The sequence below is a fragment of the Phycisphaeraceae bacterium genome (assembly GCA_019636555.1).
Classification (GTDB): domain Bacteria; phylum Planctomycetota; class Phycisphaerae; order Phycisphaerales; family UBA1924; genus JAFEBO01.
This window is the reverse complement of sequence record JAHBXH010000001.1, coordinates 714,818-724,639: the sequence shown is the minus strand read 5'-3', so window position 1 is coordinate 724,639 and position 9,822 is coordinate 714,818. Positions and strand designations below refer to the sequence as shown.

General features: G+C 65.4%; 6 protein-coding genes. 1 reads left to right on the top strand and 5 read right to left on the bottom strand.

Translation table 11 applies throughout. The features are described from left to right. Positions 1 to 4 precede the first annotated feature (4 nt). The 5 genes from KF691_03030 to KF691_03010 form a co-directional block, all read right to left on the bottom strand. Positions 5 to 2,005 (bottom strand): ShlB/FhaC/HecB family hemolysin secretion/activation protein, encoded by a 2,001-nt coding sequence (locus tag KF691_03030; protein ID MBX3388411.1) that lies wholly within the window; start codon positions 2,003 to 2,005, stop codon positions 5 to 7. Positions 2,006 to 2,049: 44 nt separating this feature from the next. Continuing rightward, a complete protein-coding gene (locus KF691_03025) occupies positions 2,050 to 3,054 on the bottom strand; it encodes a hypothetical protein (GenBank protein ID MBX3388410.1) in 1,005 nt (334 codons plus the stop codon). Positions 3,055 to 3,145: 91 nt separating this feature from the next. Beyond that, positions 3,146 to 7,615 (bottom strand): hypothetical protein, encoded by a 4,470-nt coding sequence (locus tag KF691_03020; protein ID MBX3388409.1) that lies wholly within the window; start codon positions 7,613 to 7,615, stop codon positions 3,146 to 3,148. Beyond that, positions 7,612 to 8,316, bottom strand: a complete 705-nt coding sequence (locus KF691_03015; protein ID MBX3388408.1) for a DotU family type IV/VI secretion system protein — start codon at positions 8,314 to 8,316, stop codon at positions 7,612 to 7,614. Before KF691_03015 ends, KF691_03020 begins: the two co-directional genes overlap by 4 nt. After that, positions 8,313 to 8,996 carry a hypothetical protein gene (locus KF691_03010; GenBank protein MBX3388407.1) on the bottom strand — a complete coding sequence of 228 codons (684 nt, stop codon included), beginning with the start codon at positions 8,994 to 8,996 and terminating at the stop codon, positions 8,313 to 8,315. The genes KF691_03015 and KF691_03010 overlap by 4 nt, the downstream gene beginning before the upstream one ends. A gap of 397 nt (positions 8,997 to 9,393) precedes the next feature. On the opposite strand from KF691_03010, the gene KF691_03005 reads away from it, so the two are divergent. Next, a complete protein-coding gene (locus KF691_03005; GenBank protein MBX3388406.1) occupies positions 9,394 to 9,735 on the top strand; it encodes a hypothetical protein in 342 nt (113 codons plus the stop codon). Positions 9,736 to 9,822: the final 87 nt, after the last annotated feature.

Below are 9,822 nucleotides of genomic sequence, written 5' to 3'. Positions count from 1 at the left end.
CGTCTCAATAAAGCACCGTCAAAATGAAGTTGACGCGGTTGTATCCGGGTGCCACCGGAGTCGGGCCTTCCAAGTTGTACAGCGCCACGCCCCAATCCACGCGGATGCTCAGATTCTGCTTGAACAGAAACTCCAGCCCAACGCCGGTACCGACGAGCGTCCCGTTGATCTCATACGGCTCCCGCTTGTTGTTCACGGTCCGCCCCACGTCAACAAACGCCCGGAAGATCAGGTCCCAGTCCGCCCTTCCGTACGGCTGCTGCGGCGCCCACCGGAACGGTTGTCCCATGAACGGCGTCGTCGTCGGGTCACGAACCGCCAGCGTCCGGGGGAAGTGAAATCGGTATTCTGCCGTACCCAAAATAACCGTATCGCCGGCCGAAACCGACTCCGGATAGCCCCGCACGCTGTACGCGCCGCCCGCCACCTGCTCGGTATTCGGGATCATGCGCCGGTCGTCCATCGTGAACTGCCCGCGCGTGATCAGCACAATCTCGTGCGCCAAGGTCATGTTCCTGTTCGCGGGTGTATCCGGCGGCGCGATCGCATCCGCGTGCCCGTTGATCAAGGGCTCCAGATAGAACGTGTGCTCCACATCCCACTTGAGCATCGCCCACGCGCTGTCCGGGTTCAAGCGGCCCAGATTCGCGAGCTGATACTGCTGCACGCCCGTCACGAACGGCGCCAGCCCCTCGACTCCGATCATCGCCTTCGTCGTCGTCGCGTCCGACTCGCGCGTCAGCCGAAGCGCCGCATACGGCGAGAAAATATTCGCATACCCCTTCTGATCGACCGCCTGGTTGTTCACCGCGATGTTGTCGAACCTTCCGCCCGCGCTCGCCTCGAGAAACCACTCGCGCCGCTGCGCCAGCAGCACAGAAACCTCGCCTCCAAACGTGAATCCATTGCCCGTGAAGTCTTCGCCCGCAAGGCCGACATCCGACGCCGTGTAGTTATTGATCCCGCTGTACCCGCGCAGCGTGACCCCGCTGTCTCCGAGCGGCCGATCATACCCAAGGTTCAGCGCGTTCACATCCGAAAAAGAACTCGTGATGTAATCCATCCGGAACGTGTCGTCGTGATTCGTCAACTGGCTATGCACAAATCCGACGCGCTCGCGCCACACGTTGGTTTCGGTCGTGCCCGTGTTCGACACCTGTCCATACAGCGTCCACGGCTTCGACTCGCTCACCAGATAATCCAGCACCACTTCGCCGGGCTCGCGCGTCGGCCCGAGCGCCACGTCCACCCGGCGCGCCGGCAACCGGTTCAGCCGCAGCGCGTAATTGTCCAGCTTGTCCTTGCGGATCAGGTCGCCCGCCTTGATCGGGCTGTGTTTGCGGATCCGCGCGTGCATCGGATTGTCGATCCGCTGATCGCTCTCCGTCACGCGATCGCCCGACGCGACCGTGCGCACCTGATTGACGACGCCCGTCCAGATCACCAATCTCAGGTCGTATCTCTCTTCTTCTCCCTCCCCCCGTAGATCGTCCGCCGTCACCTCGTCGATATCGCGCGAATCCGGCACAACAAACAACCCGATCAGCTGCCGGCGCGCAAGCTCCGCAACGATGGCGGCACTCACGGCCTGGATCGCACTATTGAAAAACGTCGCGCCCTTGGTCTGTACGCCCCCGAACGTGTCTCCCACACGGATCACCACCGTGGGCAATCCCTCGCGCGGCGCCATGTAGCCGTCTTTGGTCAGAGCGAGCTCGACGGGAATCAGCTCAAGCTCGCTGATCGGCGGCAGGTTCGGATGCGCCCGCTTGTACGAGAGGTCGAACTTTCTCACCTTGTACGACCGCTCGCCCGGACCCGGCACCGCCGGCGGCAGATTCTCTTCATCGATCGGCTGCGCCAGCGTCCGCGGAATCGGAGTCAGTTTCACAGGAGGCGGCCGATCGTCCACCGGAAGGTGGCTGCTCTTTCCATCGGACGGTTGCGAGGGCAATTCGGCGCGCACACCTCCGGCCATGATCAACGCCACCACCGTCGGCCACACGGCTGCATGCAACCCGAGCGGAGATTTTGGATCTCGCCGCGGCATCAGCCTTTCGCGCCGGTCCTTTCCTGCGCATCCGAACGCCACATCGCGACTCTGGATCGAACGCGATCGGCAAACGCCGCTTCGATGTTGAAAGGCACGTCGGTTGTGAGAGGAACCGCACCCGGCGAAGCGCGCAGACACACGAGTTCGGGCGACGAGACGCGACCGATCAACAGATCCACCCAGGAAGCACCATTTCCGATCGCTTCGATCGCCAATGTTCCGTCCGGCACGCCCGTCGGCACATGCAGCAGATCAAGCGCCGACGCGGTCCACGCCCACGCGCTCCCGCCGATCCCCATTCCCCGCACCGGCGGCAGCCTCATCTGTACGCCCCGGGAAGATTGCGCCGCGCCGCGCTTCAGCGCAGGCTCCGCTTCCCGGTGCAGCGAATACGCGGCACGCACCATCGGGATCGCCTCTCCCGCGCTCAATTCCGCATCCTCGGCCAGCGTTCGGCGGCAAGCGCGGTCGAACCGTTCATTTCCTTCCGTTCCGATCGCCGAAGCCCGCGCCGAAAGCCCCTCACTCTCCCGCAAAAAGACCGATCGCACCGCCTGCGCATCGCGCTCCTGCCTGCATCCCTCCATCGCCCGCGTCACCGACTCCGACGCCAGCGGCGCCATCCGACTCAATTCGTGCCCGCGCGCATGCACGCACGCCACCATCGGATACTTCTTCCGTCCCCGCGCATCGCTGCTCGCCCACAGCCGCCCGAATACAAACTCATCTCCTTTGAATCGCCACACAAACGCGTGATCGAAACCCGGGATCGCCGCCGCGCCCATCTTTTCCCATGCGCCGTTATCGATATTCCCCGCGATCCCTTCCGCATACAGCGTCCGGCGAACCTCCACCAGCCGCTCGGTGTTCAGCCCGAAATCCTGCATGTGATCATCCCAACCGGGATGCTTACCGAACAAGCACAGCTGAGCGCACGGCGCACCGCCTCCTTGCGCTGTCGTCGCCAGCCCACCGAGCCATTGAGAGAACTTCTTCAGCATCCGTGCTGCTCGGGCCTCCGCGCTTTCCCCAACCTCAAAACGCCCCCGGAACTCTCACGCCGCAGACTCTCGTTCATCCGATCACGCGTGCTCACTTGGGCCAACTCGTCGCGCTCGGCCACTCTTCCGGTTTCGGCATCGGCGACGAAAACGTCACGTTCATCCACAGGTGATACGTCTGCTTGGTCTCAAGCTCGACAACCGGCAGCGGCACCACCCACGAGTTTCCTCCGGGCGCCGCCTGCTTTGCGCCCGGCTGGAGCGCGATCACGGCGGCGGTCCACGGTCCGGCGATGCGAGATTCGCCTGCAGGAGCCGAATCTCCCAGATTCCGGAAGAACCGGATCGTCACGCCCGGCCCCGGGCTTGTCATCGACAATTGCTTCACCAGTTCCGCCGCTCGCGCCGCATCGATCCCGCGCAGCGCGATCCGCGGGCCCGGCCCCTCCCCATCCCGCACAATCTCCATCTGCTCGAACCACTCGATCACATCGCCCGCGCTGCTCACGCCCGAACTCGAAAGCGGGGGCAGCGCCTCTACGTCGCGGCGGCTCCACACCGGGACCATCGACACAGTCACCGGCTGCTTCTGTTCCAGCCCGTTCCCAAGCGCCGACGCAACCGCCTGGATCCGATCCACGCGCTGCCTCTGCTGATCCGTCAGCACGCGCCTCCCGCGCAGATCCTGAATCAGATCCTTCAATTCGCCCGAAACATCATTCGGAACAGTGCCCGGCGCCGCGAGCAAGTCCGCCGCGCCAAGCGCCCGCAGCAATCCCGCTTCATCCAGCGGCTTTGCAACATCGCCCGACCGCGACAACGGCCACTTGTCCGACGCCTTGAGCACATCGAGCGCCTCGCGCGCCGCCGGCTCATACTGCGCCCGAAGCGACCGCAGAATCCCGATCGCCACGCTCTCGCCGAAAATATCCCGCGGGCCCGTTCCTGCCAGCTCCGCCAGCGCATCCAGCCGCGCCTGCCCCGAACCCTGCACAAGCAACGCCGACCGCGCTTTCCGCCAATCAAGCGCCCCAAGCGGCACGAGCGCGTTCAGCGCATCTCCTCGTCGGCGCATCTCTCCCTCATCCGACAAGCTCTTCACGGTCTGTTGCAGCCGTTCGATCGCCGCCTTGTTCTCCGGCGCGCTCTTCACGCTCGCCGGCAGCGGCTCCACGGCATCGAGTGCCGCGGTCGCAACCTGTCTCATCGGCGCGGTCGCCGCCGCCGCCTTGTCAAGCCCCGCCGTCATCGCCGGACCGAGCTTGTCCCACGCCTGCAGCGATTCGCTCAGCGACATCTCGCGCACAACCCCGCTCGCCCACACGCCCGCATACGCCCGCGCGTAATCCTCAAGACCGCGCCCTCGCGATTTCACCTCGTTGAGCAACCGGTCGCGGTCGATGACCGCCGCGCCGCCCTGGCCCGCCGATGAAAGCTCCGATTCGGCGCGCGTCAGACCGGCCAGAACGATCCCCGCCGCCGCGGACGAAAACTTCGTCGCGATCTCCCCGCCCTGCAAATCCGTCATCGGAATCGTCGGCTTCGCAAACGGCTTCACGCCCTTCGATTTCGCGATCCCCTCCACCGCATTCGCCACGCCGTCCGAAGTGTCCGGCAGCTTCGCAAGGAACCCGCTCAAGATCTCCGACGCTCCCGCGGCACGCGCCGTCCTCACAAACGTCTTTGCCACGCCCCCGACCATCGTCCGCGCCGATGCATCCGCAAGCCCCCGAACGATCGAGTCAATATCCGCGCTCGCCCGATCCGTCTGCCCATCGAGCTTCTGAAAACGCTCCGAAAGCCCGTACCAGTCCGCGTCGCCCGTCTGCAATTCCCGATCGAACAAGTCCTTCGCGCCACGCTGATACGCATCGAGCCGGACTCGATACGCCAGTTCGCTCTCTCTCCCGCCCGGGCCCGGCGCCGCCAGCGGCATGACCGCAGACAAAGAAGTTCCGACTCTCGCCGCCGCCTGATCGACCGCCTTCTCTGCGCTCTCGCGCCGCGCTCCGATCAACTGCCTGATCTCCGCGATCGCCTGCGGCTCGTTCGTCTCGCCCTCACCCAGCACCGGCAGCTGCGACAGCAACATCGCATACTCGCCGTTGATCTGGTCGATCGCCTCGCGCTTGGTCTGCTCGATGCTCGCGCCGAGTTCCGACGGATTCATCTTCATCCCCGCCAGCAGCGAATCGCACTTGCTCGCCGCCGTCGCCATCGCGTCAAGCCTCGCCCGCGCATCGCCCGTGAACGAATCCAATTCCGCCGTCGTCTGCACGATCGCCGTCGGCTTCCCTTCCGCGTCCGGCATGCCGCGCAGGCTCATCAGTTTCGCTTCTTCCGACCTGAATGTCGCCAGCGACTCCGCAACGAGCGAGAGCCGCCCGAGCGCGAACTCGTCTCCCCGCGCCCGCTGCCCCCACGATCCCGCGAACCGCTCGAGCCCCTCGCGGATTGCTCGCAGCGACGCCACATCACCCGTCTCCAGACTCGCCGGCGGCCACGACAGTTTTCCTTCCGACGCGGCCCCGATCTTGTATGTCGAATCGATCGCGTTCTGCCACGCGCCGAGCTCTTCCGGCGCCGGCTTCCCATCCAGTACATACGCGAACAGCGCCTTGAGATCGATCAGCGCCGCCCGCGGCCCGCCCGCCGGCGCGAGCCCGAGCTTCAGCGACTCCAGCCTCATCAACTCCGCCAGCGCCGCCGTCGCGCGCGAATCCCAGGGTCCATTCTCACTCATCCGCTGCCGCGCACCGTTCACGAGGGGCAGCAACACCGACCGTTCGAGCACCGCCGCGCTCGCCGCGCGCTGCTCCTGGGTGAATCCGCCGCCCGCACCGACCATCACCGCCGCGGGCGAAAACACGATCGGCACCCGCACCGGCTCTTCCGCCCTCTTCGTCGCGATCGCAGGCAACTTCGCCCGCGCCGTCACCTCGTCCGGCAATCCGACGTCCGCGCGATCGCCCAGGTACACCCACTTCGGCGCTTCGTACCCGACCACCGCCGTGTCGCCCTTGGTCAGTGTCGTCCCCGGCTGCGCAGTCGGATCTGTTTCCGCCGGTTTCTCCGCCTGCACGGCTCCGACCGCAACACCCACCGACTTCCAGAATTCGCGCGGCCCCTCGATCGACTTGCCAAGCTGGCTCTGCCCGTAAATCGCAAAGCCCAGAACCGCAACAGCCGCGGCAACCGCCGAACCCATCAAAACCATCCGGCGCCGATTCTGTTCCTGCCCGACGTTGGTCGCCCGCGTCACCAGCCCCTTCTCGCGGAACGCCTTCGACAGGAACACGTCGCGCAGGAAGAACGCGCGATCCTTCTCCCATACTTTTCCGCCCGGCAAGCTGTCGAGCGTCAGGCCCAGCGCCTTCGCCAAATCCTGATCGAGTGCCTCACCCTCACGCATCGAGCTCGTGAAGTAGATCCCTCGCAGGAACAGCGGCTTGGGGCTCCACTCGCCGCCCGCAAAGATCGTTTCCAAATACCGCTTCAGCCGCGGCACAACCTTGTCCAGATTCTCCGGCAGCGCGTACAGCTCATCGACCTCATCCATCCGCTTGCCCGTTCCCTGGGCAAACTTCGTCGTGTCCGCAACGAGCGCGAGCCGGCGCGAAAGCAGGCGCTGCTTCACCTGCTTCATGTGCTCTTCAACCAGCTCGATCCGCAAGGGCGCATCCAGATTGTCCGGGTTGCTCCAACCGAGCAACTGATGCTGCAGGTTCGGATCGTGAATGTTGTCGAAGAACTCGCGGAAGCCGGCGATCAGATCGCACTTCGTGATGATCACAAAAACCGGGAACCGCACGTCGAGCGTTCTCTGAATCGTGTCAAGCTGCTGCGCGATCCTCCCCGCCTTGCTCTCGATCTCCTCCGCCTTGTCGCGAATGAGACTGTCCGCGCCGATCACTAAAAACATCCCGTTCACAGGTTCGTTCGGCCTGCTCCGCTTGAGCAGGCGCAGAAACTCTGCCCACTCGCCCCCGTCTTCACCCTCCGCCCCGCCGCTGCCCGCGCCCCCACCCTCCATGAACATGCGCCCCGCCGTGTCGAGCACGACCGCGTGGTTCGTAAACCACCAGTGCATGTTCAACGTACCGCCGGCACCCTGCAGATAGTCCTGCAGCCCAGGCGGGAATCCGACGTTGCAATGCCGGAGCGCCTCGGTTTTTCCCGAACCCGCCGGACCGACGAGCAGATACCACGGCAGGCTGTACAAGTCCTTCCCCGCCGCGCGAAACTTCTCCACGCCGTCATCGAACTTCCGCCGAAGATCATCCAGCCGCGCCCGCTTCGCCGGATCGGTCATCACCGGCGCGATCCCCGCCGCGTTCTTGATCAAATCCGCGAACGGAACACCCTTCGCCTTGTCGCGCACCTGCACGAACCACTGGAACGCGCCGATCGCGAGCGCCACCACGACCGCACCGATCCCAAGCACCGCGAGAAACGTCCCGTCTTTCGGGATCATCCTCAAAAGAGCCGAGTACTCGCCCGCCGCGAGCCCGCGCACCGCGCCCACCCCGCTCAAGCACACACCGAGCAGGAGTGAACTCACTTCGCACCTCCCGAAGATGCCGAACCGCCGCTCGACTCCTTGATCTGCTGCAGCGTCGAACGCAGATCGCCCGACGCCCGCGCAAACAGCATGAAGTACGCGCACACCACGACCACGATCATCCCGACCGCCGCGATCGCGACGCTCGTCAGGCTCCTCACCGGAGGCAGCGTCAGCTTCCGTGTATCAACATTGCGGTACGCCTCCGGACACACGCGCTCCGTCTGATCGATCTCCGCCACCGCGCTCAGCCGAGGCAAGACCTCCGCCAGTTTCTTCGCGCCCGCCTCGCGGTTTCCCCCATAAATCCCCGGCACGCCCAGCCCCAGTATCTGCGCCAGCACCGCGAGCCGCTCCGTCGAGCCCGCCGAGTTGTCCGCGAGCGCCTTCTCGATCGCCTCTTCGATCACGCGAACGCTCGAATCCACCCCGCGCTCCGGCGCCAGCGGCTTCCACACGCCCGCAAACCCGGCGCGCATCGCCCGCACATTCGAATCAATAAACACCAGCATCGACGGCTCGACCGTCTCGAATCCGCGCATCACTTCCGGGTCCGCCGCGGCACGCGCCCTCGCATCGTTCAGCGCCGACCTCAATTCCGAACGAACAACCGTCAAGTCGATCGCCGCGCCCTTCCGCGCCAGCCGGTTCAGGCGGCACACCTGCTGCAGAATCGGCTCGACCAGTTCCAGAAGCGTCATTGCGATCCTCCGACGTCGCGCTGCGAAGCGGAGAGGCTGTCACGCTCCGCGCTCGCGAACGTGCCCGCGAGATTCTCCGCAAACTCGGCCACCGCACGCAGAATCTCCGCTTCGATGTTCGCCTCCGAAGCCCCCGCTGTCTCGCCCATCAATTCCTTGTATTTTCGCCACGCCGCCGCGTCCGCGCTCCCGATCCGCGCCGCGCCGGTTCGTCCGTTCTCCGCCGTCGCGACCCGCTCGATCGTGTCCACGCCGAACCGCATCACGTGCCTGCTCGCGTAGCGCTCCGCCGCCTGCGCGATCGCCGCGATCAGCGCCGCCGTCATTCTCCTCGTCGATGCCAGCGCACGCTCCGCTTCATCGAGCGCCTTTACACGCCGCTCGTTGTCTCCCTCCGAAAGCACGCGCGCCAGCGCCTGGCCGAACGCGCCCTCGCGCGTCAGCGCCGAATCCGGCGCGATCTTCTTGCTCCACGCGTTCCACACAAGTTGATCAAGCTGCGTAATCGTCTCAGCCATCTCTGCCGCGGCATACAGATCCAGTTTCAACCGCTCGAGCTGTCCCGCCGCCTCATCCAGCGCCGCCAGCCCTTCCGGAGTCGCGCCCTCCCGCGCTCGACGGAGGGCTTCCTCCGCTTGGATCAGCCTCGTGTGCCATGCTGTTGCGCTGCGCTGGGCCAAGAACCTCTTTCCCACAAGTCCGTGAATACCGCTTGCCAACCAAGCCGGATGCTCAAGCGGCGAGCATACCGGTTGCGCCCCTTTCCCCGCCTGACCCCATTGCCCCAACCAACCCAAGCGACTGCCCGAACAGGCCACCAACCCGCCACCGAGGCCTTTCAAGGCCTCCGTCGCGGGATCGCCGGCGTCCGGGCTCTCTATTAGTACGTCGACCGACCGCCGCTGCCACCGTTACAGACGGCACCACCCGCGCGATTCTTGCGCGTTTTCGATCTCCCGCCTCTCCCCCTCATCCCCCGTTTCCGATGGTTGAAGCATCGAGCCCATCGGGGCGCGTGGAAAAGGACTTCGCTCGGTTCATCCGGGCACATAGCCCTCCGAGGGCGGGAGCGGGGAGATGCAGACGGTCTACAGCCGTCGTTTTTCTTTTTTGGGGTCGAACGCTGCTCTCAAGGCAGCCGGGATCCTGGCCTCACTCGCTCTGCTGACTGGTTGCTCCAGCACGCAGACCGCCCAGGCGCCGATCCCCGTCGGCTCGCTCGCCGCGCGAGACGCCACCGCCGACATCGGCCTCAAGCCGGTCAACCCCGGCATCATGTCCATGGCCGCCGGTGATCGCCTCGGCATGGCGGTCTACGCCCGCAACATCGAACTCGCCCGCGCCGACGCCCGTGAACGCAATCGTCTCGCCGAGCGCCAAGCCGCCGCGCGCCCTGTGATCGCCAGCGCCGACGAGTAAGCGTCGCGCCTTCTCAATTCGGACCTTCGGCGCTTACCCACCTATCCACGCGCTCACTTATCTTCGCACCGCGGCCACGTCGCGCGC

Bases quoted from the DNA above. Each gene is read 5' to 3' on its own strand.
- KF691_03025 (MBX3388410.1), bottom strand. From the start codon at position 3,054: ATGCTGAAGAAGTTCTCTCAATGGCTCGGTGGGCTGGCGACGACAGCG.
- KF691_03015 (MBX3388408.1), bottom strand. From the start codon at position 8,316: ATGACGCTTCTGGAACTGGTCGAGCCGATTCTGCAGCAGGTGTGCCGC.
- KF691_03005 (MBX3388406.1), top strand. From the start codon at position 9,394: ATGCAGACGGTCTACAGCCGTCGTTTTTCTTTTTTGGGGTCGAACGCT.